Source organism: Tropicimonas sp. IMCC6043 (assembly GCF_004146235.1).
In the GTDB taxonomy this organism is placed as follows: Bacteria; Pseudomonadota; Alphaproteobacteria; order Rhodobacterales; family Rhodobacteraceae; genus Tropicimonas.
In genome coordinates this window covers 22,432-45,211 of the sequence record NZ_SELO01000002.1, presented here as the reverse complement: position 1 = coordinate 45,211, position 22,780 = coordinate 22,432, and the positions used below count along the sequence as shown (strand labels likewise).

General features: G+C 64.2%; 20 protein-coding genes. 4 read left to right on the top strand and 16 right to left on the bottom strand.

From position 1 onward, the window contains the following. Positions 1 to 21: 21 nt before the first annotated feature. Positions 22 to 891: a type II CAAX endopeptidase family protein gene (locus tag EU800_RS02515; protein WP_129628241.1), complete on the top strand. Its 870-nt coding sequence runs from the start codon at positions 22 to 24 to the stop codon at positions 889 to 891. A 131-nt stretch (positions 892 to 1,022) separates the two neighbouring features. On the opposite strand, the gene rpoC is transcribed toward EU800_RS02515, so the two are convergent. The 9 genes from rpoC to EU800_RS02470 all read right to left on the bottom strand — a co-directional run bounded on the left by rpoC (position 1,023) and on the right by EU800_RS02470 (position 15,187). Then, positions 1,023 to 5,267 carry a DNA-directed RNA polymerase subunit beta' gene (gene rpoC / locus EU800_RS02510; protein ID WP_129628239.1) on the bottom strand — a complete coding sequence of 1,415 codons (4,245 nt, stop codon included), beginning with the start codon at positions 5,265 to 5,267 and terminating at the stop codon, positions 1,023 to 1,025. Between the two features lie 75 nt (positions 5,268 to 5,342). Next, positions 5,343 to 9,479 (bottom strand): DNA-directed RNA polymerase subunit beta, encoded by a 4,137-nt coding sequence (gene rpoB / locus EU800_RS02505; protein WP_129628237.1) that lies wholly within the window; start codon positions 9,477 to 9,479, stop codon positions 5,343 to 5,345. A 206-nt stretch (positions 9,480 to 9,685) separates the two neighbouring features. Continuing rightward, positions 9,686 to 10,825: a glycosyltransferase gene (locus EU800_RS02500; RefSeq protein ID WP_129628235.1), complete on the bottom strand. Its 1,140-nt coding sequence runs from the start codon at positions 10,823 to 10,825 to the stop codon at positions 9,686 to 9,688. After that, positions 10,822 to 11,202 (bottom strand): 50S ribosomal protein L7/L12, encoded by a 381-nt coding sequence (gene rplL / locus EU800_RS02495; RefSeq protein ID WP_129628233.1) that lies wholly within the window; start codon positions 11,200 to 11,202, stop codon positions 10,822 to 10,824. Before rplL ends, EU800_RS02500 begins: the two co-directional genes overlap by 4 nt. Positions 11,203 to 11,268: 66 nt before the next feature. Further along, positions 11,269 to 11,787 (bottom strand): 50S ribosomal protein L10, encoded by a 519-nt coding sequence (gene rplJ, locus EU800_RS02490; protein ID WP_129628231.1) that lies wholly within the window; start codon positions 11,785 to 11,787, stop codon positions 11,269 to 11,271. Between the two features lie 296 nt (positions 11,788 to 12,083). Continuing rightward, entirely contained in the window at positions 12,084 to 12,629 is a 546-nt protein-coding gene (locus EU800_RS02485; RefSeq protein ID WP_129628229.1) for a LuxR C-terminal-related transcriptional regulator, read from the bottom strand. Continuing rightward, positions 12,626 to 13,216 (bottom strand): hypothetical protein, encoded by a 591-nt coding sequence (locus EU800_RS27200; RefSeq protein ID WP_207209838.1) that lies wholly within the window; start codon positions 13,214 to 13,216, stop codon positions 12,626 to 12,628. The genes EU800_RS02485 and EU800_RS27200 overlap by 4 nt, the downstream gene beginning before the upstream one ends. 176 nt (positions 13,217 to 13,392) lie before the next feature. Next, the gene (locus EU800_RS02475) at positions 13,393 to 13,929 is read right to left on the bottom strand and encodes an NADPH-dependent FMN reductase (protein WP_129628227.1); all 537 of its coding nucleotides are present in this window, start codon (positions 13,927 to 13,929) and stop codon (positions 13,393 to 13,395) included. Positions 13,930 to 13,954: 25 nt separating this feature from the next. Beyond that, positions 13,955 to 15,187 carry a lytic murein transglycosylase gene (locus EU800_RS02470; protein ID WP_129628225.1) on the bottom strand — a complete coding sequence of 411 codons (1,233 nt, stop codon included), beginning with the start codon at positions 15,185 to 15,187 and terminating at the stop codon, positions 13,955 to 13,957. 209 nt (positions 15,188 to 15,396) lie between these two features. Between EU800_RS02470 and EU800_RS02465 the strand changes: the two genes are divergently transcribed. Further along, positions 15,397 to 15,693 (top strand): hypothetical protein, encoded by a 297-nt coding sequence (locus tag EU800_RS02465; protein WP_129628223.1) that lies wholly within the window; start codon positions 15,397 to 15,399, stop codon positions 15,691 to 15,693. Between the two features lie 121 nt (positions 15,694 to 15,814). On the opposite strand, the gene rplA is transcribed toward EU800_RS02465, so the two are convergent. The 4 genes from rplA to secE all read right to left on the bottom strand — a co-directional run bounded on the left by rplA (position 15,815) and on the right by secE (position 18,016). Then, positions 15,815 to 16,513 (bottom strand): 50S ribosomal protein L1, encoded by a 699-nt coding sequence (rplA, locus tag EU800_RS02460; RefSeq protein ID WP_129628222.1) that lies wholly within the window; start codon positions 16,511 to 16,513, stop codon positions 15,815 to 15,817. 3 nt (positions 16,514 to 16,516) lie between these two features. Continuing rightward, the gene (gene rplK, locus EU800_RS02455; RefSeq protein ID WP_129628219.1) at positions 16,517 to 16,945 is read right to left on the bottom strand and encodes a 50S ribosomal protein L11; all 429 of its coding nucleotides are present in this window, start codon (positions 16,943 to 16,945) and stop codon (positions 16,517 to 16,519) included. Between the two features lie 144 nt (positions 16,946 to 17,089). Next, positions 17,090 to 17,623, bottom strand: coding sequence for a transcription termination/antitermination protein NusG (nusG, locus tag EU800_RS02450; protein WP_129628218.1), 534 nt, complete (start codon positions 17,621 to 17,623; stop codon positions 17,090 to 17,092). A 201-nt stretch (positions 17,624 to 17,824) separates the two neighbouring features. After that, positions 17,825 to 18,016, bottom strand: a complete 192-nt coding sequence (gene secE, locus EU800_RS02445; RefSeq protein WP_129628216.1) for a preprotein translocase subunit SecE — start codon at positions 18,014 to 18,016, stop codon at positions 17,825 to 17,827. Between the two features lie 386 nt (positions 18,017 to 18,402). Between secE and idi the strand changes: the two genes are divergently transcribed. Beyond that, entirely contained in the window at positions 18,403 to 18,936 is a 534-nt protein-coding gene (gene idi / locus EU800_RS02440; RefSeq protein ID WP_129628214.1) for an isopentenyl-diphosphate Delta-isomerase, read from the top strand. Positions 18,937 to 19,161: 225 nt separating this feature from the next. Continuing rightward, the gene (locus EU800_RS02435) at positions 19,162 to 19,638 is read left to right on the top strand and encodes a VOC family protein (RefSeq protein WP_242500379.1); all 477 of its coding nucleotides are present in this window, start codon (positions 19,162 to 19,164) and stop codon (positions 19,636 to 19,638) included. 78 nt (positions 19,639 to 19,716) lie between these two features. Here the strand turns inward: EU800_RS02435 and EU800_RS02430 are convergent, their stop codons facing one another. From EU800_RS02430 to EU800_RS02420, 3 genes are read right to left on the bottom strand one after another with little or no spacing between them, the layout of a single operon-like run. Continuing rightward, a complete protein-coding gene (locus EU800_RS02430; RefSeq protein ID WP_242500378.1) occupies positions 19,717 to 21,825 on the bottom strand; it encodes an exonuclease domain-containing protein in 2,109 nt (702 codons plus the stop codon). Next, positions 21,818 to 22,222, bottom strand: coding sequence for a response regulator transcription factor (locus EU800_RS02425; RefSeq protein ID WP_129628212.1), 405 nt, complete (start codon positions 22,220 to 22,222; stop codon positions 21,818 to 21,820). Before EU800_RS02425 ends, EU800_RS02430 begins: the two co-directional genes overlap by 8 nt. Further along, the gene (locus EU800_RS02420; protein WP_129628210.1) at positions 22,219 to 22,746 is read right to left on the bottom strand and encodes a hypothetical protein; all 528 of its coding nucleotides are present in this window, start codon (positions 22,744 to 22,746) and stop codon (positions 22,219 to 22,221) included. The genes EU800_RS02425 and EU800_RS02420 overlap by 4 nt, the downstream gene beginning before the upstream one ends. Positions 22,747 to 22,780: the final 34 nt, after the last annotated feature.

Genomic DNA, 22,780 nt, shown 5'->3' with positions numbered 1-22,780 from the left:
GTCGCAATCCGGAGTAGGAAAATGACACGCCATCCATCGCAGAATCCTGGCCACGTCGTCCCGTCGAGCGCCATCATCTGGCAAATCGCGCTTACCTTCGCGATCACATGGGCGATCGCCGGGAGCTACATCTTCTTCCCGGAGACCGCATCGGGCCTTTTCGGCGAGCTCAGCGGCTTGCATCCGCTCTATTTCCTGGCGACATGGGCGCCGGCGATTGCCGGACTGACCGTCGTTTTCGTTCATGGTGGTATGTCGGGCCTGCGAAGCTATCTCGGGCGGATGGCCTTGTGGCGCTGCGATCCGGTCTGGTGGATCTTCATCCTGGCTGGCATCCCGCTGATCTTCATGGCCGGATCGCTCCTGAAGGGCGGGCCGTTGATCGCGCCCTTGCCGCCGCAGGGGGCCAGCGCCGCCTTTGCCATTCTCGCAGTGATGCTGTTTCTCGGGCCAGTCGAGGAACTTGGCTGGCGCGGCGTCGCCCTTCCGATCCTGCAACGGTATGTCTCGCCCGTCTTTGCCGGTGCAGCCATCGGGGTGATCTGGGGCCTCTGGCACCTTCCCGCGTTCTACCTGGCGAGCACGGTCTATGCCGACTGGAGTTTCCTGCCGTTCTTCATCGGCAACGTCACGCTGGCGATCCTCGTGACGCCCATCTTCAACGCCGCGCGCGGGAGCATTCTGCTGCCGATGCTGTTCCACTGGCAGCTCATCAACCCGTTCTGGCCAGATGCACAGCCGTGGGATACCTGGATTCTCGTCGGTGTCACGGTCGTGGTCGTCTGGTGGAAACGCGCCAGCCTGTTCCGGCGCGGGGACGCGGTGACCGACGTAATACCCTCGACCGAACCTGCCACAACCCGACGAGGTGACGTCGGCCTGCAGGCCTGAACCGGCGCAGACATGCTGGTCCAGCCGATCCCTCGGAGTGCGAGCCGCCGGACACCGAAATCAGTGGCCTGAAACGCGAAACGCCCCGCCGAAGTGGCGGGGCGTTTGCTTTTTGTGTGTGCAGCGGGTGGTCAGTAGTCCCGACTCTCCGGCGTATCCACGATGAACGGATCGGCCGGTTCGCTCGAGAAGTCCTCGACCGGTGCCGCCAGCGCTGCCGCGGCTTCCGCCTCGGCCTGGCGCTGTTCGATGACCTTCTGATCGCGTTCCTGCGCGATCCGGCGCACCCGCTGGGTCGCGCCGCCGGTGCCGGCCGGGATTAGCCGACCGACGATGACGTTCTCCTTCAGGCCGACAAGCTTGTCGCGCTTGCCCATGACCGATGCCTCGGTGAGCACGCGGGTGGTCTCCTGGAAGGAGGCCGCCGAGATGAAGGAGCGCGTCTGCAGGCTGGCCTTGGTGATCCCGAGCAGGATCGGCTCGCCCTCGGCCGGTCGCCGCCCGTCCTTGATCGCCTTTTCGTTGGCCGCGTCGAACTCCGACTTGTCGACATGCTCGCCCTTCAGCAGCGTGGTCTCGCCCGAGTCGAGGATTTCCCACTTCTGAAGCATCTGGCGGACGATCACCTCGATATGCTTGTCGTTGATCTTAACGCCCTGGAGCCGGTAGACGTCCTGCACCTCGTCGATCATGTAATCGGCGAGCGCCTCGACACCCATGATCGACAGGATGTCATGCGGCGCCGGGTTGCCGTCCATGATGTAGTCGCCCTTCTGCACGAAGTCGCCTTCCTGCACCGGGATGTGCTTGCCCTTCGGCACCATGTATTCGACGGGCTCGAGGTTTTCGTCGGCCGGCACGATCGAGATCCGGCGCTTGTTCTTGTAGTCGCGCCCGAACTTCACGTAGCCGTCGGCCTCGGCGATGATCGCGTGGTCCTTCGGACGCCGCGCTTCGAAGAGTTCGGCCACCCGCGGCAGACCGCCGGTGATGTCCTTGGTCTTCGCACCCTCGCGCGGGATCCGTGCCACCACGTCGCCGGCCTGGACCGAGGCGCCATCCTCAACCGAGAGAATCGCGTCCACCGACATCGGGTAGGTGACCGGGTTACCCGCCTCATTGCGCATCGGCTCACCGTTTTCCGGATTGACGATGATGATCTCCGGCTTGAGCTCGTTGCCCTTCGGCGCCGAGCGCCAGTCGGAGACGATCTTCTGCGTCATGCCGGTGGCTTCGTCGGTCTCGTCGCGCACCGAGATGCCCGAGGTCAGGTCGACGAACTTGGCGGTGCCGGCCTTCTCGGCGATGATCGGCAGCGTATAGGGGTCCCATTCGAAGAGCTTGTCGCCGCGCACGACCTTCCGGCCGTCCTTAACGAAGACTTTCGAACCGTAGCCGATCTTGAAGCTGCCGCGCTCCACGCCATGATCGTCGATGATGGCAATCTGCATGTTGCGGCCCATCACGACCTGCTCGCCGGCGGCATTCTCCAGCAGGTTGGCGTTGCGGAACTCGATCTTTCCTTCGCCATTGGCTTCCTGGAAGGACTGCTGACCGCCCTGGGCGACGCCGCCGATGTGGAAGGTCCGCATCGTCAGCTGGGTGCCAGGCTCGCCGATCGACTGCGCCGCGATGATGCCCACGGCTTCGCCCTGGTTCACCATCGTGCCGCGCGCGAGGTCGCGCCCGTAGCACATCGCGCAGACGCCCTCCTCGGCCTCGCAGGTGAGCGGCGAACGCATCCGGACGGAGACCAGACCGGATTGCTCGATCTCGTCGGCCTTGCGCTCGTCGATCAACTCGTTGCGCGCAACGATCACCTCGTCGGTCCCCGGCCGCAGGATGTCTTCGGCCGCCACCCGGCCGAGCACGCGCTCGCCGAGCGTTGCCACCACCTCGCCGTCATTGATCGCCGGCTCCGCGGTGATCGCGTTGTCGGTGCCGCAATCATGCGCGCGCACGATGCAGTCCTGCGCCACGTCGACGAGACGGCGGGTCAGGTAACCCGAGTTCGCCGTCTTCAGGGCGGTGTCCGACAGACCCTTCCGCGCGCCGTGGGTGGAGTTGAAATACTCCAGCACGGTCAGACCCTCTTTGAAGTTCGAGATGATCGGCGTCTCGATGATCTCGCCCGAGGGCTTGGCCATCAGCCCGCGCATGGCGCCGAGCTGCTTCATCTGGGTCACCGAGCCCCGCGCCTTGGAATCGGCCATCATGTAGACCGAGTTCGGCTCCTCTTCGGCGCCATTCTCGTCGAACCGCTTGGCCGAGATCGTGGACATCATCGCCTCGGTGACGCGGTCGTTGCACTTCGACCAGGCATCGACGACCTTGTTGTATTTCTCACCCTGGGTGATCAGGCCGTCCATGTATTGCTGTTCGAAATCCTTGACCTGCTCGCGGACCGAGTCGACGATCTCCCACTTGTTGTCGGGGATGACCATGTCGTCCTTGCCGAAAGAGATGCCGCCCTTGAAGGCCTCCTTGAAGCCCATCGACATGATCTGGTCGCAGAAGATGACCGACTCCTTCTGGCCGCAATAGCGGTAGACGGTGTCGATGACCTTCTGAACCTCGCCCTTCTTCAGGAGTTTGTTGACGAGGTCGAACGGCGCCTTGGCGTTCTTCGGCAGGAGCGCGCCGAGCCGCACCCGGCCGGGCGTCGTCTTGTAGCGTTTCTGCACTTCCTCGCCATGCTCGTCGATCTGCGGCACGCGGCACTCGATCTTGGCGTGCATGTGCACTTCGCCGGCGTCAAGCGCGTGCATCACTTCCTCGATGCCCGAGAAGATCATGCCCTCGCCCTTCATCCCCTCGCGCTCGAGCGAGACGTAGTAGAGGCCGAGAATCATGTCCTGCGACGGAACGATGATCGGCGCGCCGTTGGCGGGGCTGAGAACGTTGTTCGTCGACATCATCAGCACGCGCGCTTCGAGCTGGGCCTCCAGAGAGAGCGGCACGTGGACGGCCATCTGGTCGCCGTCGAAGTCGGCGTTGAAGGCGGAGCAGACCAGCGGGTGAAGCTGGATCGCCTTGCCCTCGATCAGGATCGGTTCGAATGCCTGGATGCCGAGACGGTGCAGCGTCGGTGCGCGGTTCAGCAGCACCGGGTGTTCGCGGATCACCTCGTCAAGGATGTCCCAGACCTCGGGGCGTTCCTTCTCGACCAGCTTCTTGGCCTGCTTCACCGTCGAGGAAAGACCCTTGGCCTCCAGCCGCGAGTAGATGAAGGGCTTGAAGAGTTCGAGCGCCATCTTCTTGGGCAAACCGCACTGGTGCAGCTTGAGCTCGGGACCGGTCACGATCACCGAGCGGCCTGAGAAGTCCACCCGCTTGCCGAGCAGGTTCTGCCGGAAGCGGCCCTGCTTGCCCTTGAGCATGTCGGAAAGTGACTTGAGCGGGCGCTTGTTGGCCCCGGTGATGACCCGGCCGCGACGGCCGTTGTCAAAGAGCGCGTCGACCGATTCCTGCAACATCCGCTTTTCGTTGCGGATGATGATGTCCGGCGCGCGCAGTTCGATCAGCCGCTTGAGGCGGTTGTTCCGGTTGATGACGCGACGATAAAGATCGTTGAGGTCCGAGGTCGCGAAACGGCCTCCGTCGAGCGGCACCAGCGGGCGCAGTTCGGGCGGAATGACCGGCACCACGGTGAGGATCATCCACTCCGGCCGGTTGCCGGATTCGATGAAGTTCTCGACGATCTTCAGCCGTTTGATGATCTTCTTCGGCTTCAACTCGCCGGTCGCCTCCTTCAGCTCCTCGCGGAGCTGTTCGGCGGTGGCCTCCAGGTCGATCATCGACAGCATCTCGCGGATCGCCTCGGCGCCGATATTGGCGGTGAAGGCGTCCATGCCGTACATGTCCTGGGCGTCCATGAATTCTTCCTCGGTCATCAACTGACCGTAGGCGAGATCGGTGAGGCCCGGCTCGATCACCACGTAGTTCTCGAAGTAGAGAATCCGCTCCAGATCACGCAGCGTCATGTCGAGCATGAGGCCGATGCGGGAGGGCAGCGACTTCAGGAACCAGATATGCGCCACCGGCGCGGCCAGCTCGATATGGCCCATCCGCTCGCGGCGCACCTTCTGCAGCGTGACCTCCACGCCGCATTTCTCGCAGACGACGCCGCGATACTTCATGCGCTTATATTTGCCGCAGAGGCACTCGTAATCCTTGATCGGGCCAAAGATCCGGGCGCAGAACAGGCCGTCGCGCTCCGGCTTGAAGGTCCTGTAGTTGATGGTCTCGGGCTTCTTGATCTCGCCATAGGACCACGAGAGAATCCGTTCCGGGCTCGCGAGGCTCACCTTGATCTCGTCAAAGACCTTCGGCGGCGTCAGCGGGTTGAACGGGTTGTTGGTCAGTTCCTGGTTCATCTTCAAATCCTTGAAATCGTGCGAGAAGGGAGGAGCCGGGCGACGGTCACGCCGCCCGCTTCGGGCGAGAGGCCGTTATTCCTCTCCCTCCGCATCCAGGAGTTCCATGTTGAGGCCGAGGCCGCGCACTTCCTTGACGAGCACGTTGAACGATTCCGGCACGCCGGCTTCGAAATTGTCCTCGCCCTTGACGATCGACTCGTAGACCTTGGTCCGGCCAGCCACGTCGTCCGACTTCACCGTCAGCATCTCCTGCAGGGTATAGGCGGCGCCGTAGGCTTCCAGAGCCCAGACTTCCATCTCCCCGAAACGCTGACCGCCGAACTGCGCCTTACCACCGAGCGGCTGCTGGGTGACGAGCGAGTAGGGGCCGGTGCTCCGCGCGTGGATCTTGTCGTCGACAAGGTGGTGCAGCTTGAGCAGGTATTTCATGCCCACCGTGACCTTGCGCGAGAACTTCTCGCCGGTCCGCCCGTCGTAGAGATCCGACTGTCCGGAAAGGTCGAAGCCGGCACGCTTCAGCGCGTCGTTGACGCCCTCTTCGCGCGCCCCGTCGAAGACCGGCGTCGCGATCGGCACGCCGCGGGTGACATGGCCAGCAGCCTCCACCAGGCGATCCTCGTCCATGTCGGCAATGCCCTCTTCGTAGACATCATCGCCATAGACGATCTTCATCGCCTCACGCACCGGGGTCAGGTCGCCCGACCGGCGATACTCGTCCAGCGCCTCGTCGACCTTGATGCCGAGACCGCGCGCGGCCCAGCCCATATGGGTCTCGAGGATCTGGCCGACATTCATCCGGCTCGGAACGCCGAGCGGGTTCAGAACGAAATCGACCGGCGTGCCGTCCGCGAGGAACGGCATGTCCTCGATCGGCACGACGCGGCTGATCACGCCCTTGTTGCCGTGACGGCCGGCCATCTTGTCGCCTGGCTGAAGCTTGCGCTTCACCGCGATGAAGACCTTGACCATCTTCATCACGCCCGGCGGCAGGTCGTCGCCGCGGCGGACTTTTTCGACCTTGTCTTCGAACCGGGCCTCGAGCGCGCGTTTCTGCACCTCGAACTGCTCGTTGAGCGCTTCGACCACCTGGGCATCGGCCTCCTCGGCCAGCGCAAGCTGCCACCACTGGCCGCGCGAGAGGCTTTCCAGCAGCCCTTCGGTGATTTCGGAATTGGCCGGGACGCCTTTCGGCCCCTTCACCGCAACCTTGCCAAGGATCATGTCCTTGAGACGCGCGTAGATGTTGCGCTCGAGGATGACCAACTCGTCATCGCGGTCACGCGCCAACCGCTCGACCTCTTCGCGCTCGATTTGCAGCGCGCGCTCGTCCTTTTCGACGCCGTGCCGGTTGAAGACCCGGACCTCCACGACCGTGCCGAAGTCGCCCGGCGGCAGTCGGAGCGAGGTGTCGCGCACGTCGCTGGCCTTTTCGCCGAAGATCGCGCGCAGGAGTTTCTCCTCCGGCGTCATCGGGCTCTCGCCCTTCGGCGTGATCTTGCCCACGAGAATGTCCGCCGGCCCCACTTCGGCGCCGATGTAGACGATGCCAGCCTCGTCGAGGTTGCGCAGCGCCTCTTCGCCGACATTCGGGATGTCGCGGGTGATCTCTTCGGGCCCGAGCTTGGTATCGCGGGCGGCGACTTCGAATTCCTCGATATGCACCGAGGTGAAGACGTCATCCTTGGCGATCCGTTCGGAGATCAGGATCGAGTCCTCGTAGTTGTAACCGTTCCACGGCATGAACGCGACGATGACGTTCTTGCCGAGCGCCAGCTCGCCCATGTCGGTCGACGGGCCGTCGGCGATCACCTCGCCCTTGACGACCGTGTCGCCCACCTTCACCAGCGGACGCTGGTTGATGCAGGTGTTCTGGTTCGAGCGCTGGAACTTCCGCAGGCGGTAAATGTCGACGCCGGGGTCGCCGACCTCGAGATCCTCCGTCGCGCGGACGACGATCCGCTGCGCATCGACCTGGTCGATAATCCCGGCGCGGCGCGCCTGGATCGCGGCGCCGGAGTCGATGGCCACCTTGCCCTCGATGCCGGTGCCGACAAGCGGCGCCTCGGCGCGCAGGAGCGGCACCGCCTGACGCTGCATGTTCGAACCCATCAGCGCCCGGTTGGCGTCGTCATTCTCGAGGAACGGAATCAACGAGGCGGCGACCGAGACCAGCTGTTTCGGCGAGACGTCGATCAGGTCCACGTTCTCGCGCGGCGCCATCGTGTATTCGCCGGACTGGCGCGTGTTCACGAGGTCGTTCATGAAACGTCCCGCCTCGTCGAGCGTGGCGTTCGCCTGAGCGACTGTGTGGCGCATCTCCTCGGTGGCGGACATGTAGTGGACCTCGTCGGTCACCTGCCCGTCCTTGACCACCCGGTAGGGGGTCTCGATGAAGCCGTACTTGTTGACGCGGGCGAAAGTGGCCAGCGAGTTGATCAGGCCGATATTCGGGCCCTCCGGCGTCTCGATCGGGCACATCCGGCCGTAATGGGTCGGGTGCACGTCGCGCACCTCGAAGCCCGCGCGCTCGCGGGTCAGACCGCCCGGGCCAAGCGCCGAGAGACGACGCTTGTGCGTCACTTCGGAGAGCGGGTTGGTCTGGTCCATGAACTGGCTGAGCTGGCTGGAGCCGAAGAATTCGCGCACGGCGGCGGCGGCCGGCTTGGCGTTAATCAGGTCCTGCGGCATCACCGTGTCGATCTCGACCGAGCTCATCCGCTCCTTGATCGCGCGCTCCATGCGCAGCAGGCCGACGCGGTACTGGTTCTCCATCAGCTCGCCGACCGAGCGGACGCGACGGTTGCCGAGGTGGTCGATGTCGTCCACCTCGCCCTTGCCGTCCCGCAGCTCCACCAGCGCCTTGATGCAGGCGATGATGTCCTCGTTGCGGAGCGTGCGCTGCGTGTCCATGGCGTCGAGCGCGAGGCGCATGTTCATCTTCACCCGGCCAACAGCCGAGAGATCGTAGCGCTCGCTGTCGAAGAACAGGCTGTCGAACAGGGCCGAGGCGGCCTCGACGGTAGGCGGCTCGCCCGGACGCATCACCCGGTAGATGTCAAGAAGAGCCGTGCTCCGGTTCATATTCTTGTCCATCGCCATGGTGTTGCGGATGTAGGGGCCGACATTGATGTTGTCGATGTCGAGCACCGGGATCTCGGTGAAGCCCGCGTCCAGCAGCTCCTTGAGCGTGCCGCCGGTCACGTCACCGTCCTTGTCGACCTCCCAAGTCAGCTCGTCGCCGGCCTCGACGTAGATCGCGCCGGTCTCCTCGTTGATGATGTCCTTGGCGACGAAGCGGCCGACGATATGATCGAACGGCACCAGGAGTTGGGTGATCTTGCCTTCTTCGAGGATCTGCTTGACTGCGCGCGGCGTGACCTTCTTGCCGGCCTCGCAGATCACTTCGCCCGTGGCGGCGTCCACTAGGTCATAGGTCGGACGGGTGCCGCGGACACGCTCGGGGAAGAACTTGGTGACCCAGCCCTTGTTCTTCTCCAGCTTGAAGTCGACCGTCTGGTAGTAGGCGTCGCAGATGCCTTCCTGATCGAGGCCGAGCGCATAGAGCAGCGTCGTCACTGGCAGTTTCCGGCGGCGGTCGATGCGGGCAAAGACCATGTCCTTGGCATCGAACTCGAAATCGAGCCAGGAGCCGCGATAGGGGATGATCCGGCAGGCGAAGAGGAGCTTGCCCGAGGAATGGGTCTTGCCCTTGTCATGGTCGAAGAAGACGCCGGGTGAGCGGTGCATCTGGGAGACGATCACCCGCTCGGTGCCGTTGACGACGAAGGTGCCGTTGGGCGTCATCAGCGGCATGTCGCCCATGAAGACGTCCTGCTCCTTGATGTCCTTCACCGATTTCGCGCCGGTATCCTCGTCGACATCGAACACGATGAGGCGAAGCGTGACCTTCAGCGGGGCGCTGTAGGTCATGTCGCGCTGCATGCACTCCTCGACGTCGTATTTCGGCTTCTCGAGCTCGTAGCGGACGAATTCGAGAACGGCGGTCTCGTTGAAATCCTTGATCGGGAAGACCGACTGGAAGACACCCATGATGCCCTCGCCCTCTTTCGGCTCGGGCGCGTCTCCGGATTTCAGGAAAAGGTCGTAGGAGGATTTCTGAACCTCGATGAGGTTCGGCATCTCCAGCACTTCACGGATCTTGCCATAATACTTGCGCAGCCGTTTTTGGCCGAGATAGGTCGCGGGCATACAGGATTTCCCTTGTCAACTGGGCACGATCCCGCCTGGGCCGCAGGAGTCGGTGCCCGATTGCAGTCGGCGCAAGTCCATTCCCGAGGCACCTCCCAGAGCACCCCTCTCGACTTGTCGGCCTGACCTTCCGGAGGAAACCCAAATCCAGTGCTCGCGGCAGCTTGCACGAATCACAACGGTTCCTTCGGGAAGGGCAGGTAGTTCTATTTATTGGCCGGGGCGGCGGATTGCAAGCCCGCATCGATCTCCGCCCAGACGCTGCGCAGACTCTTCTCGAAAACCGTCTGAGAATAGGATTCTGCGATTCTTCTCGATGCAGCCTCGCGCAGCCTGTCCAGCGGAATAGGATCCGTGCGGTAGTCCAAGACCAGCGACCTGACTTGTCGCACGAAAGCGACCATGTCCGATTCCGGAACCGGAATTCCGCTGTCAGAATCGAAATACTCTGCGCCACCGACGCCATGATATCCGACCACAATGCATCCCGCGAGCATTGCTTCAGCTCCGGGAAGCCCAAATCCTTCGAGGTCCGGAAAGTTTAGAAAGATCAACGATTCTCGTAGGATTTCGTCAACCCTATTCGGTCCGACACCATCGATCGGAACAAAATTGACGCCTGTGAGTTCCGGCGCGCTTCGAAGGCAGTCGAGCACGAATCTGATTTGTTCCGGCCGCTTTCGCGGCATGTAGGCGATCTGAAGCTTTTTCTGCCGGCTAAACCCTTGGCTGTGCTCTCCCACACACAATGTCACCCGGTGGCAATACCGCCCTGTCAGCATTTCTGCGGCTTCTGCGGTTGCCTGGGACGTGGCAACAATTGCAGCTACATTCTTCAGAGCAGTTTCCGCGCCCCGTCGGAACTCGCGACCATTTGCAATCGCTAGGGGCATCATGCCTTGAACGAGTATCACGACCGGATTCCCGGGAAAGGCGCGGACAATCTCGGAGCATAAATACTCGGGCGCTATGATGACATCTTGCGGTCGAATATTGGCCCTTCCCGTATGGCTGGGGAGCCGAACCAAAAGGGACGGATTCTTTAGAAGCGATCTTAGCCTTTTTCTTAAGGCCTCCGGCTTCAGCACTTGCTTGAGTTCAGGTAGGTAGCTGAACGGAACATTCGACCTAAAATACTGGTAACTGAACTGCGCTGTCGCGTGCAGCATATGGCAATCATATCCAGCATTTCGTAGATACGATGCCATTTGGATGGCGACATTCACGCCGCCGATAGGCCGCGTGGCTTCGGGAATAACGAAAAAATAGGTTCGCGCCGACACAGCAGAAATGCTCTGAAACAACAGGAGGAACGGGCGCGCCGGAGCGCGCCCGCCAAAAGTCACTTGAGCTCGACTTCGGCGCCGGCCTCTTCGAGCTTCTTCTTGATCTCCTCGGCCTCGTCCTTGGAGACTTGCTCCTTGACGGCCTTGCCGCCGGCCTCGACGAGTTCCTTGGCTTCCTTGAGGCCCAGGCCGGTGATGGCGCGGACTTCCTTGATGACGTTGATCTTCTTGTCGCCAGCGGCCTTGAGGATCACGTCGAATTCGGTCTTCTCTTCCTCGGCAGCGGCAGCGCCGCCCTCGGCCGGACCCGCCATCATGACAGCGCCGCCGGCGGCGGGCTCGATGCCGTATTCGTCCTTGAGGATGGTTTTCAGTTCCTGGGCTTCGAGAAGCGTGAGGTTCACGATCTCTTCGGCAAGTTTCTTCAGATCAGCCATTGTTCTGGTTCCGTTTTCCTAGATGTGTTCCAACGCGAAGGATTTCTCTCCACGAAGGTCTCGCGATCAGGCGGCCTCGCCGCGCTCCTCGATGGTGCTGAGAATGCTCGCGATGTTCGAAGCAGGTGCGCCAATGGCCCCGGCGATGTTGGATGCAGGCGCGCCGATGCAGCCGGCGATGGAAGCGATGAGCTCCTCGCGCGACGGCATTTTCGACACGGCCTCGACACCAGCACGGTCCAGGGCGTTCTCTCCCATAGCCCCGCCAAGGATTTCGAACTTCTTGTTGTCCTTGGCGAAACCCTCGGCAACCTTGGCCGCAGCCACAGGATCCTCGGAGAAGGTGAGAACGGTCATCCCCGTCAGATACTCGCCGATGCTTGCGCAGGGCTTGTCCTCGAGGGCGATCTTGGCGAGCCTGTTCTTGGCGACGCGCACGGAAGCTTCGGCGCCGCGGGCGCGAGCACGAAGATCCTGCATCTCGGCAACCGTGAGACCTTCGTAGCGGGCAACCACCACGACGCCAGAGCTTTCGAAGATCTGGCCGAGTTCCTCGACCACTTTCTCTTTCTGGGCTCTATCCACAGTTTCACTCCAAGTGTGGGGAACTTGCGCCCCCCGGCTCAAGTTTGCCGGATTGCTCCGGCGTTCAGGTCCGTAATACGGGGCTGCGCCAAACCGCCCGAGGTCAGTCCCTCGGCCAATCTTGTCGTATCCCGTCTCAGGCAGGATTTATGGCTCCGTTTCGAGAGCGGAGCCACCCGCCGTCTTGGACGAAACGCAAGACAGCGCGCGACGAATCGCACGCTGGTTTGCGAGATGTCCCATTACCGGCTTCCCCGGGCCTTGCCAAGCGCAATCGGTCCTCCGCTGCTCCGCGCTCAGAGCGGCTCGGTCAGCAACTCGATGAAATAGCTGACGAACTGCACGCGTCCGGAGAGGCCCGACTTCTGGTAGATCGATGAGTTCTGTGCCTTGATCGTGCCTTCGCTTTTTCCCAGCTCCCTGGCGATCTCGGCAATCGTGCAGCCCTTGACGATGAGGATCGCCACTTCCTGCTCGGCCGCGGTCAGACCCCAGTGATCGAACCGGTCGAGCAGGACCGAGTGGAAGGACGCGGATGCAAGTCCGAGCTGCTCCTCGACGCGCTCCGTCCGGCGCTGCGACTGCCAAAGCAGGCGCAGAGTGATCGCGGAGCCCGTCGCCATGCTGACGATTGCCAACAACTCGACCACCTCGTGCATCTCCCAAGAGAGAGTGAATCCGTGAAGGTCCAGAACTGTTCCCGCGAAGTCGAAAAGGAACAGCAGCAGCGCGGCGAGTTGAATGCCGAGCGCAACCGACAACAGGCTTGCCAGAGTCCGACCGCCGGCTGCCACGGGTGTGGCGGCCGGCAGCGTTGCGTCGGTGTCAGGAGATTCGTTCACGAATCGTCATCATCCTCGTCATCGTGATCGTCCCCGTCATCATGGCTGTCATCGTCCCGGTCGTCACCCCGGTCGTCGTCGCGACCATCATCGCTGTCATCGCCATGATCGTCATTGCTGTCGTCGTCACGATCGTCGTTTCGGTCGTCGTCGCGATCATCATCACGATCGTCGTCCCGGTCGTCGCTGCTGTCATCGCTGGAATTTCCGCCGTGATCGTCGTCCCGATCATCGTCGCGGCCGTCATCGCGGCTATCACTCCGGTCGTCATCGCGCCCGCCGCTGCTCGCGGATCGGTCAGACCTGCCGCGGTCACTATCCCGCTCGACCTCGTCCTTCAGGATCCGCCCGGAGCCTCCGATCACAATCTCACGCTCGAAATCACCGCGGACGGCTTCGATCTTGGTACGTCCGAGCATCGTGCGCTTGATCTCGATCCGCTGGAAACCCTGTTCACGCAGTTGCCGAACGGTCGCCTCCACCGGCGTCTCAGCTAGGGCCGGCATCACAGCGACAAAGGTGGCCACCAGAATGGTGCCGGCTTTGAGGCAGGCCCAAGTCCCGCGGGCTGTCGTCTTTCTCTCCATCGGATCGTCTCCTTTTTTCAGAACCAGATTGCGCCAAGCCTGCCGGCACCGGCCACCGCCACCAATTCGACAAAGGGGCAGATCGGGCGATCTGGACGAAGGATTATGCCGCCGCTTGTGTCCGGAGCACCGTTGGACAAGGGGCGTGGCGCTCTTTGGCCGTGCGGCGGACGCGGCTACAGCGATGCAACGAACCCTTCGAGAAACCCGCGCAGTTTTTCGCGCGTCTCGTCATCGGTCAGGTTGCCGTCCGCGTCGAAAAGCTTGCGTGCTCCCGAGACGGTGAGCCGTCCCCCGTGCCACTGGTCCGCCTTCAATGCCCGGAGGATCGGCAGCCAGGCCGTTTGAGCCGACAGCGTCCCGAATCCCATCGGCGAGGCGCCGATGACGGCGACGGGCTTCCCATCGAAGATCTTCGCGCCCGGGCCGCTGCCGATCCAGTCGAGCGCGTTCTTGAAGACACCGGGGATGCCGCCATTGTATTCCGGTGTCGCCAGGAGAAGGCCGTCTGCCGCCGCGATCCTGTCGCGCAAAGTGAGCACGACAGGCGGCGTTCCTTCTGCCTCAAGATCCGCGTCGTAGAGCGGCACACCCGCGATGGTGCCGATGGTGAGTTCCGATCCGTTCGGCATGACCTCGGCGGCCGTCCGAAGCAGCCCGGCGTTGAATGACGCGCGGCGGAGGCTGCCGCTCAGTCCGAAAATGGTTGCCATGTCCCTATTCCCTTTTTTTCGTTTCTCAGCGCAGCCGCGCGAGCAGGGCCATCGACGGTTGTCCCGTGACGGCGAGCCCGTTGGCCGTCTGATAGGCTGAAATTGCCTCTTCTGTCTTGCTGCCGATCACTCCGTCGGGTTCGCCGACATCGTAGCCCTTGGCGTTCAGGCGTCGTTGCAGGTCCTTGCGGTCGTCGAGCGTCATCCCGTTGCGGTCTGGCGCGAATGTCCCCCGGATCGGCGGCTTGCCGAGGATCCGGTCCGAGAGATGGCCGACGCCGAGCGCGTAGCTTTCGGCATTGTTGTAGGTCAGGATGACGTTAAAGTTTCCGAACACCAGGAAGGCCGGTCCGCCAAGCCCTTCGGGCGCGAGGATCGCGCCTGCGCCGTGGTCCGGGAGCGCGCGGCCGTCCATGTCGGTCACTCCTGCCGCGGTCCAGGCGGCAACGCTGCGGCGGTTGCCGCGGCCGGTGGGGCCCGCGAAACCGGCCGGCAGGCGCACCTCGAGGCCCCAGGGCTGGCCGCGCCGCCAGCCGTTCCGGTTCAGATAGGCGGCAGTCGAAGCGAGCGCGTCGGTCGGGTCGTCGGACCAGATGTCGCGCCGCCCGTCGCCGTTGAAATCGACAGCGAAGGCTTCGAAGCTGGTGGGAATGAACTGCGTGTGCCCCATCGCGCCGGCCCAGCTTCCCAGCATGTTCTCTGGTGTCGTGTCGCCGCGCTGCAGGATGCGCAGCGCCGCCATCAGCTGTTTTTCCATGAAGGCGCCGCGCCGGCCGTCATAGGAGAGCGTCGAGAGCGATGAGATGACCGGGATGTCGCCGCGGCGCGTGCCGTATTTGCTTTCAAGCCCCCACACCGCCGTGACGACCTGTGGCTCGACGCCGTAACGCGCCTCGACTGCGGCGAGCGTCGCTGCCTGCCGGTTCAGTGCCTGCTTGCCCATGCGGATGCGCTCGTCGGAGGCGGCAATCGCGAAATAATCTTCGAGCGTGCGGTTGAACTCGGTCTGGTTGCGGTCCTTCTCGATCACGTCGGGAAGGTAGCCCACATTGCGGAAGGCGCGGTCGATCGTCGCCTGACTGATGCCATTGGCCGCTGCGCGCGGCTTGAAGGCGACGACCCAGGCATCGAAGGCCGGGTTGGGGACCGCGCGGACACGCGTTGGGGCCGCGCGTGACACCGCGGATCCGCTGCTGTTGCAGGCGGAAAGCAAGGCGGCGCTCATGCCGAGAAATGCTGTTCGCCGGGAGAGGATCATTGGATTGCCCTTTTTTCGGTGACTGCTCGGACGGGAGACTAACGGTTTCCCGCGGTGCCGCATAGCACCGAGCGGCGGGCATCTGCGAAGGCGGCAGGCATCCGCCCGGCTCCGCCAGTCAAGGAACGTGCTAGGATGGTACAGGCGCCCATCGCGGCGTACTGACGGTGGGGAGGCGGTCGAGATTCAGACCACAGGAGGTGGACTGTATGATCATGCGCGTATTCCAGGTCATCACCCGGCCCGGCAAGGAGGACGAATTCGCCAAGTTCTTTTTCGACACGGCGATCCCGATGATGCTTGCGACCGACGGGATCGTCTCGATCCTTCCCGGAGCGCCCCGGCCCGAAAGCCCGCGGGATTTCAGCTTCGTGATGGTCTGGCGCGATCTTGACGCGCTCAAGGCGTTCGTCGGCGATGACTACCAGAGCCCGCATATCGACCCGGCCGAAGCCGAGCTCGTCGAGTCGCGGATGATCCGGCACTACGAACTGGTCGAGGTCTGATCCGGACTCCGCAAATTCTACCGAGATACCGTGACGAAACTCGGTTTCGTCGTGGGACCGTATTGCTGACACGAAAAAGGGCGCCCAAAGGCGCCCTTCCGGTCCGGCATCGGGGCCGGATTCAGTGCTCGGTCGTGGCAGCCACGTCGATGGTCACGCCAGGGCCCATCGAGGAGCTGAGCGAGATCTTCTTCATGTAGGTGCCCTTGGCGCCCGAGGGTTTGGCCTTGGCGACCGCGTCGCAGAACGCCTTGACGTTCTCGACTAGTTTCGCCTCGTCGAAGCTAGCCTTGCCAACGCCGGCATGCACGACGCCGCCCTTCTCGGCACGGAACTGCACCTCGCCACCCTTGGCCGCCTGGACGGCCGCGGTGACGTCGGGGGTCACGGTTCCGACCTTGGGGTTCGGCATCAGGTTGCGCGGGCCGAGGATCTTACCCAGACGGCCGACGATCGGCATCATGTCCGGCGTCGCAATGCAACGGTCGAACTCAATGGTGCCGCCCTGGATGGTTTCCATCAGGTCCTCGGCGCCCACGATGTCAGCACCGGCGGCCTTGGCCTCGTCGGCCTTCTCGCCGCGGGCAAAAACGGCCACGCGCACGGTCTTGCCGGTGCCATTCGGCAGCACCACAGTGCCGCGGACCATCTGGTCGGCGTGACGCGTGTCCACACCGAGGTTCATCGCGATCTCGATGGTCTCGTCGAACTTCGCCTTGGCGTTGCCCTTGACGAGGGCGACAGCCTCCTCGAGCTTCAGGTTCTCCTTGCCGGCGAAGGCTTCACGCGCGGTGCGGGTACGTTTTCCAAGCTTTGCCATGATTTACCCCTTCACCTCGATGCCCATCGACCGTGCCGAGCCGAGGATGATCTGCATCGCCGCCTCGACGTCGTTGGCGTTCAGGTCCTTCATCTTGGCCTCGGCGATCTCCTTGACCTGGGCCGCAGTGACCGTGCCGACGGTCTCCTTGCCCGGGTTGTTGGCGCCGGATTTCTTCTTTGCGGCCTTCTTGAGGAAGTAGGACGCCGGCGGCGTCTTGATGTCCATCGTGAAGGACTTGTCCTGGTAATAGGTGATCACGGTCGGGCAGGGCGCACCGGGATCCATGTCCTGCGTCTTGGCGTTGAACGCCTTGCAGAATTCCATGATGTTGATGCCGCGCTGACCGAGGGCGGGGCCCACGGGCGGGGAAGGGTTCGCCTGCCCGGCGGGCACCTGCAGCTTCATCTTGCCTGCGAGTTTCTTGGCCATCTGGCCTCTCCTTCTCACAACGGGCCGCGGACGCGTCCATGGCCCTTTCCTATGTTGCCGTGGTCAGGTCCCGGGCGCGCCCGGGCGGCCTCCCACGTTGCGATGCGGCGCTTCGGCCGCGGGCGGGCAGGGCCCGCCGTCCGCTCAGCTCTCCTTGGAGACCTGCGCGAATTCCAGCTCGACCGGGGTGGCCCGGCCGAAGATCGACACCATTACCTTCAGGCGGTTGTTGTCCTCATCGACGTCCTCGACCATGCCCGAAAAGCCCTCGAAGGGCCCGTCGGTCACGCTAACGGTCTCGCCGATCTCGTACGAGATGAGCGAACGCGGCGCCTCGGCACCTTCCTCGACGCGGTTGAGAATCTGGTTCACCTCGGCGTCGCGCATCGGCATCGGCCGACCCTGGGGGCCGAGGAACCCTGTCACCCGGTTGATCGAGTTGATCAGGTGATACCCCTTGTCGGTCATCTCCATGTGCACCAGCACGTAGCCCGGCATGAAGCGGCGCTCGGCGGTCACCTTCTTGCCGCGGCGCACTTCGATGACCTCCTCGGTCGGCACCAGCACCTCGTCGATCTCTTCCTCGAGACCGGCCTGGGCCACGTCGTGACGGATCTGTTCGGCGATCTTCTTCTCGAAATTCGAGAGGACGCTCACCGAGTACCAACGCTTCGCCATCTGCCGTGCCTTGCCTTCATCCTGTGCCGGCGCAGGGCCGGGTATTCCGTTCCGAAACGCCGTTGCGGCGCTGTCGCCTCCCCAAACGAAAAGCGGCGTGCGACCCGAATCGATGCACGCCGGCTGGGGAGAGTTGGCTCGCATTACCCCCGTGGGCGAGGGGATTCAAGTGCCTTGTGCGGCGCCTGCGCGCCCGCGCGCTCAGCCGAACAGCCCGAGGACGAATTGCAGGCCCTGGCGGATGAGCAGGTCGACGAGGAAGAAGAAGATCGCCGTCATGGTCGCCAGCGCCAGCACCATCATCGTCGTCAGGAACACCTCGCGCCGGGTCGGCCAGACCACCTTGCCGACTTCGGTGCGCACCTGCTGCATGAACTGAAGGGGGTTGGCCATCTGGTGTCCTGCCTGTCGGGTGATCGGGTTCAGGCGCCGCACATACGCGCTGCGACGCAGGATTACAAGCCGCATCGCGCGCGGAGTCACCCGGGCGGGTCGGGCGCGCATCTCCCCTGTAGGGAGGGCAAATCGCCGCAGAATGCGTCCTCACAAGGCGCTGACGGGGTCCGTTCGCGCGCCTGAGGCGCGGAATCCGCTAGCAATCGCTGGCGCGCTGGCGGCATGACGCAGCGGGGTTTTACCTGTGTCACCATGTCGAGGTGCGGTGTTTCCGGAACGGCGCTTACATCGGCCCAGGTACGCCCGCGCCGCCGCCGGGCGTGCCGACCACGCAATCCGAGCCGTTCCAGGGCCGCAAAATTCAACGCCCGGACTGGACACCGATGACCGACGAGATGATTCCAGCATGGGTCGACGGGACCCTCCAACCAGTTGAGAAGCTGGAGGTGCACCGCAGGGGGCTCCGCCACAAGGCGGTGTCGGTCTTCGTGATGGACGGGCAGAACGTGCTGCTACAGCGGCGGGCGCGGGAGAAATACCATTCCGGCGGGCTCTGGGCGAATACCTGCTGTACCCATCCCCGCTGGAACGAATCGGCTGCCGATTGCGCGGTGCGGCGCCTGCGGGAGGAACTGGGGATCACCGGGCTCTGGCCGGCGCATCGCGACCGCGTCGAATACCGCGCCGATGTGGGCGGCGGGATGGTCGAGCACGAGGTGGTCGACATCTTCCTCGCCATGGCCGGCAGCAAGATCAAGGTCGAGCCTGATCCGGCCGAGGTCAGCCAGGTCGAATGGGTGGGTTTTTACGATCTCGCCGCAGAGGTCCGCCGCCGCCCCGAGCGGTTCACGCCCTGGCTCAGGATCTATCTCGAAGAGCACAGCAAACGGATCTTCGGAACCCTGGTCCGCCCCTGAGCGTGACCATCGCGGGGCCGATGCGGTGTCGGCCTGCGAGTGGAGCTGGAGAAACCGGGTTAGGGGGGACGCAGAGGTATTGAGTCCTTATCAGGAGTGTCGGCCTTGTCTTGGCCGCGTCGCCTGACTGGGATTTGTCCAAGCGGTCGAGATGGTCTATCGCGGCGACGGCGCTTCTTCCTCCCGGGGCCGCGCCTGGATGTCCCCCTACGCAAAGGCCGCAAAATGACAGAGATGATGGATCGGCCCTTTCACCCCCGTGCCCTGGCCGAGATCGCGATCCGCTGTCTCGATTTCGAAGCGATGCAGGATTTCTACGGTCGCGTTCTGGGTCTCGCGCGGGTCCAGCCCGGCGCGCGGGGAGGGTATGGCGACGGGATCGTATTCTACCGTCTGGGCGAAAGCTTTGGCGGGCATGTCGCGGTGCTTGCGCTGTTCTCCTCCGGGACGCGCGGCGTCTCGATGTCCACCGGCGACGCGGAGCAGCCTGTTCAGGCCGGACTCCGGTCGTCGTTGCATCATCTCGCGCTCAGCCTGCCATGGGAGGAACAAGAGGCCGCCGCAGCCCGGCTCCAAGAGGAGGGCCTCGATGGCCGGTTCGAGACATTCTCCTGGGCTGGCTGGCGGGGCCTTTTCACGCGCGACCCGGACGGCAATACCGTGGAACTGGTCGCCGCCTCCCCGGATTGGCACATCGCATAGGTCGGCGCCCGCCGCAGAAGCGGTTTCGTGCTTTGGGCCACGCTCCGGCCCGACGACGGCACGGTTGTCCGCGGCCGCCTAACGCTCGAGCGCGTCGGGGCTGTTGGCGTCTTTCAGGAGCCGGGAGTGCCGCCGCACGGCGGCGATGACCTCGCCGAATGTCCTGAGGCCCTGTCCCTCGAGCATCGGGATCATCATTTCCAGCGCCGCCGCGGTGGCGATCGTGTCGCCCATCGCGGTGTGGCGCGCCTCGGGTGGGATCACGATGCCCAGCCGCTCGGTCAAGGCGTCGAGCGTGTGGGTTTCCGACTGTCCGAACACCACCGCCGAGAGCAGCACCGTGTCGAGCACGGGGTGGTCGAAGCACTTGCCGATATCCGTCTCGTGCCGCCGCAGGAACTCGAGGTCGAACGGCGCGTTGTGCGCCACCAGCACCGCGTCATGGGCGAAGGCATGGAAGCGGCGGCCGACGTCGGCAATGGTCGGCGCATCGGCCACCATCGCGTCCGTGACGTGGTGAACCTCGGTTGCGCTGGCGGGGATCGGCCGCCCGGGGTTGACCAGGCTCTCGAAGGTCTCGCCCGGGATCCGCTTGCCGCCGATCAGCCGGAGGGCGGCAATTTGCACGATCTCGTCGCCCGAGGAGGGCAGGAGCCCGGTGGTCTCGGTGTCGAAGACAACGCAGGTGAGCTCGCGGAGCGGTGTCTCAGCCAGCGCGCCGGTCGGAGCGCGGTTCATCAGGTCGAAATCGTAGATTGCCGCGCGGCGGGCACGTGCCTGACTTGTCTCGATCGGGGGTGCGATGCGCGGAAGTGGAATGCGCAGCAGCGCCCGCTGTGCCGCGCCGAGTTCGGGCCAGGCCTCGGTCGCATGTGTCGCGAGCACGCTGCGGCCGGTCACGTTGGCCAGCCCGACTTCGAGCGGCACGTCGAGCCAGCCCTCCAGCAGGCCGACCTGCAGGACGTTGCCGAACCAGCCGATGGTGATCAGCGCGCCGCCGTCCTCCTCCTCGGCGATCCGCAGAGAGATCGCCTTTGCGCGGATCACGTTTGCCAGTCGCTCGACGAGATGCGTGAGCAGCGCCACAAGCTGGAATGCGTCGCAGCGCAGCATCAGCCGCTCGGCATCGGCGATGAGCGTGATCCCCTCGCGGGCGCAGAGTGCCACGACGCTGTCGACGAGTTCGCTGGAGCGGATCTCCTCCATCGGCCACCAGCCGCCGCGCGCGGCATCATAACGCTTGCTGAGATCGGTGATCGCATGGGTAAGCGCGCCGACCTCGCCCAGCAGCGCGGCGCGGCCGTTGCCGGTGGCTTCCGCATCGGCGTCGAGCACGGTCTGAAGGTTGGCGGCCGGGCGGCGAACGCGGTCGAAGACCTCCTCCAGAAGCTCTTCGCGGCCCGAATGCAGCGCCAGGTCGGTCGTAACGTCGCGCAGGGTCAGCACGTAGCCCGGGTCACCGGCGCTGCGTTGCGGCAGGTGGACGAGCCGCATGCGGCCGGCCAGAACTTCGCCGGACTGCATGCCGGCGCAGAGCAGGTCGCTCGCCGCATCGGGATCCTCGGAGGCGTTGAGCCGCTCGTAGGCGCGCCGGATCGGGCCGGGGCTCAGATAGTCGAGCAGGGACCGGTCGAGCCCGGCGGACACCTCTCCGGAGAGCACGGCCTGCGCATTGCCGTTGTAGAAGACAATCTGATGGTCGGAGGTGCAGAGCAGCACGCCCGCAGGAACATCGCCGAGCAGCGCCTGGAGGCGCGCGTTCTCCACCGCGAGGCGGGTGGTTTCGCGCTCGACGGCCTCGGCCAGCGCGTTCTTGGTCGCCGCCAGAGAGCCGCTGATCGCTTGTGCGGCGGGGGCGAGGTCGCCCAGGTAGCGGGCCGGCTGGTGGTCCAGATCCTCGGCGATATCTGCATGGGCGCGCGCCCGCAGCCCGCCGGCGAGCTTCTGGATCGCCTTCGCGACGTTCTCGTCAAAGAGGAACCAGACCCACACAACCAGCGCGAGAATGCCGGCACAGGCGATCAGCCCCGCGAAGACGAAGCCGCTTTCCAGCCCCGCCTCGGGCACCCTCCGATAGCCGGCCCAGAGACCCACGACCACCGCCGCGAGTCCGCCGAGGGCCACTAACGCGAAGAACAGAAACACTCTGAGGCGCAGGCTGAGCCGGCGCGCCAGCCACTCATGCATCGGAGGCCTCCGATGCGCTTGACAGGAGCCGCCGCGCCGTCTCCATCAGCTCTGACAGGTCGAACGGCTTGGCGATGAACCCGTCGGCGCCGAGCGCCAGCCCCTTGCGCCGCTCCATCGCATTCCCCCGCGCCGTCATCATCAGGATCTTCACCCCCGCTAGCTCCGGCTCGAGCCGGATTGCCTGGCAGACCTCGTAACCCGACATGCCGGGCAGCATGACGTCGAGCAGCACGAGATCCGGCGGCTCCGAGCGCATCGCTTCCAGGGCGGCCTCGCCATCCGGCACACGTTGCGCCACCCAGCCTTCGCGGGCAAGCACATGCGCGAGTGCGAGTGCGATATTGTCCTCGTCCTCGACGAGCAGGATACGGGTTGAAGCGCCGCCACCGGTCATGGCCTGACCTCCTTACAGATGGCCTCGAAGGTTGTGTCGCCCTCCGGGATCGGGGCCCATTGCGCCTCCGCAACTGCGCCCGAGGACTCGAACGTCACGCTCTCGCCGAGCGGTGCGCCGCGGCGCGCCGCGCAATCCACGACCATCGGCATCGTCCGCGCCGGTTGCCAGCGGCCGAAGAAAAGGAAATCCGCCATGCGCTGGTCCGGAACGTCCGGATTGAGGCGCAGTGCGGCGGTATCCACGGCCACGAAACGGTCAGTGAGAGGGAATATGTAGGTCCATGGGCGCCAGAAGCCGCGCGCCTGGTGGGTCTCGGTGACGACAACGCTCTCCGGAAAATCCGCGATCGTGCGGTTGAACCAGCTATATTCCATCCGTATCGCAAAGAGCAGGATCGCCGCGCCTGCGGCTACGGGCATCAGCCAGCGCGGCAGGCGGCCGCCCATGAGACGGTTGGCCAGCAGGACGACCCCCGCGCCAGCGGCTCCTGCGAAAATCGCGGCAATCAGCTCCAGAAACATCGTTCCTCCCACGCCCCGATATGGGGCAAAACGC

Bases quoted from the DNA above. Each gene is read 5' to 3' on its own strand.
- EU800_RS02425 (WP_129628212.1), bottom strand. From the start codon at position 22,222: ATGACCGGTGGCGGCGCTTCAACCCGTATCCTGCTCGTCGAGGACGAG.
- EU800_RS02430 (WP_242500378.1), bottom strand. From the start codon at position 21,825: ATGCATGAGTGGCTGGCGCGCCGGCTCAGCCTGCGCCTCAGAGTGTTT.
- idi (WP_129628214.1), top strand. From the start codon at position 18,403: ATGACCGACGAGATGATTCCAGCATGGGTCGACGGGACCCTCCAACCA.
- rplA (WP_129628222.1), bottom strand. From the start codon at position 16,513: ATGGCAAAGCTTGGAAAACGTACCCGCACCGCGCGTGAAGCCTTCGCC.
- EU800_RS02515 (WP_129628241.1), top strand. From the start codon at position 22: ATGACACGCCATCCATCGCAGAATCCTGGCCACGTCGTCCCGTCGAGC.
- rpoB (WP_129628237.1), bottom strand. From the start codon at position 9,479: ATGCCCGCGACCTATCTCGGCCAAAAACGGCTGCGCAAGTATTATGGC.
- nusG (WP_129628218.1), bottom strand. From the start codon at position 17,623: ATGGCGAAGCGTTGGTACTCGGTGAGCGTCCTCTCGAATTTCGAGAAG.
- rplK (WP_129628219.1), bottom strand. From the start codon at position 16,945: ATGGCCAAGAAACTCGCAGGCAAGATGAAGCTGCAGGTGCCCGCCGGG.
- EU800_RS02470 (WP_129628225.1), bottom strand. From the start codon at position 15,187: ATGATCCTCTCCCGGCGAACAGCATTTCTCGGCATGAGCGCCGCCTTG.
- EU800_RS02420 (WP_129628210.1), bottom strand. From the start codon at position 22,746: ATGTTTCTGGAGCTGATTGCCGCGATTTTCGCAGGAGCCGCTGGCGCG.
- EU800_RS27200 (WP_207209838.1), bottom strand. From the start codon at position 13,216: ATGGAGAGAAAGACGACAGCCCGCGGGACTTGGGCCTGCCTCAAAGCC.
- rplL (WP_129628233.1), bottom strand. From the start codon at position 11,202: ATGGCTGATCTGAAGAAACTTGCCGAAGAGATCGTGAACCTCACGCTT.
- EU800_RS02475 (WP_129628227.1), bottom strand. From the start codon at position 13,929: ATGGCAACCATTTTCGGACTGAGCGGCAGCCTCCGCCGCGCGTCATTC.
- secE (WP_129628216.1), bottom strand. From the start codon at position 18,016: ATGGCCAACCCCCTTCAGTTCATGCAGCAGGTGCGCACCGAAGTCGGC.
- rpoC (WP_129628239.1), bottom strand. From the start codon at position 5,267: ATGAACCAGGAACTGACCAACAACCCGTTCAACCCGCTGACGCCGCCG.
- EU800_RS02435 (WP_242500379.1), top strand. From the start codon at position 19,162: ATGACAGAGATGATGGATCGGCCCTTTCACCCCCGTGCCCTGGCCGAG.
- EU800_RS02465 (WP_129628223.1), top strand. From the start codon at position 15,397: ATGATCATGCGCGTATTCCAGGTCATCACCCGGCCCGGCAAGGAGGAC.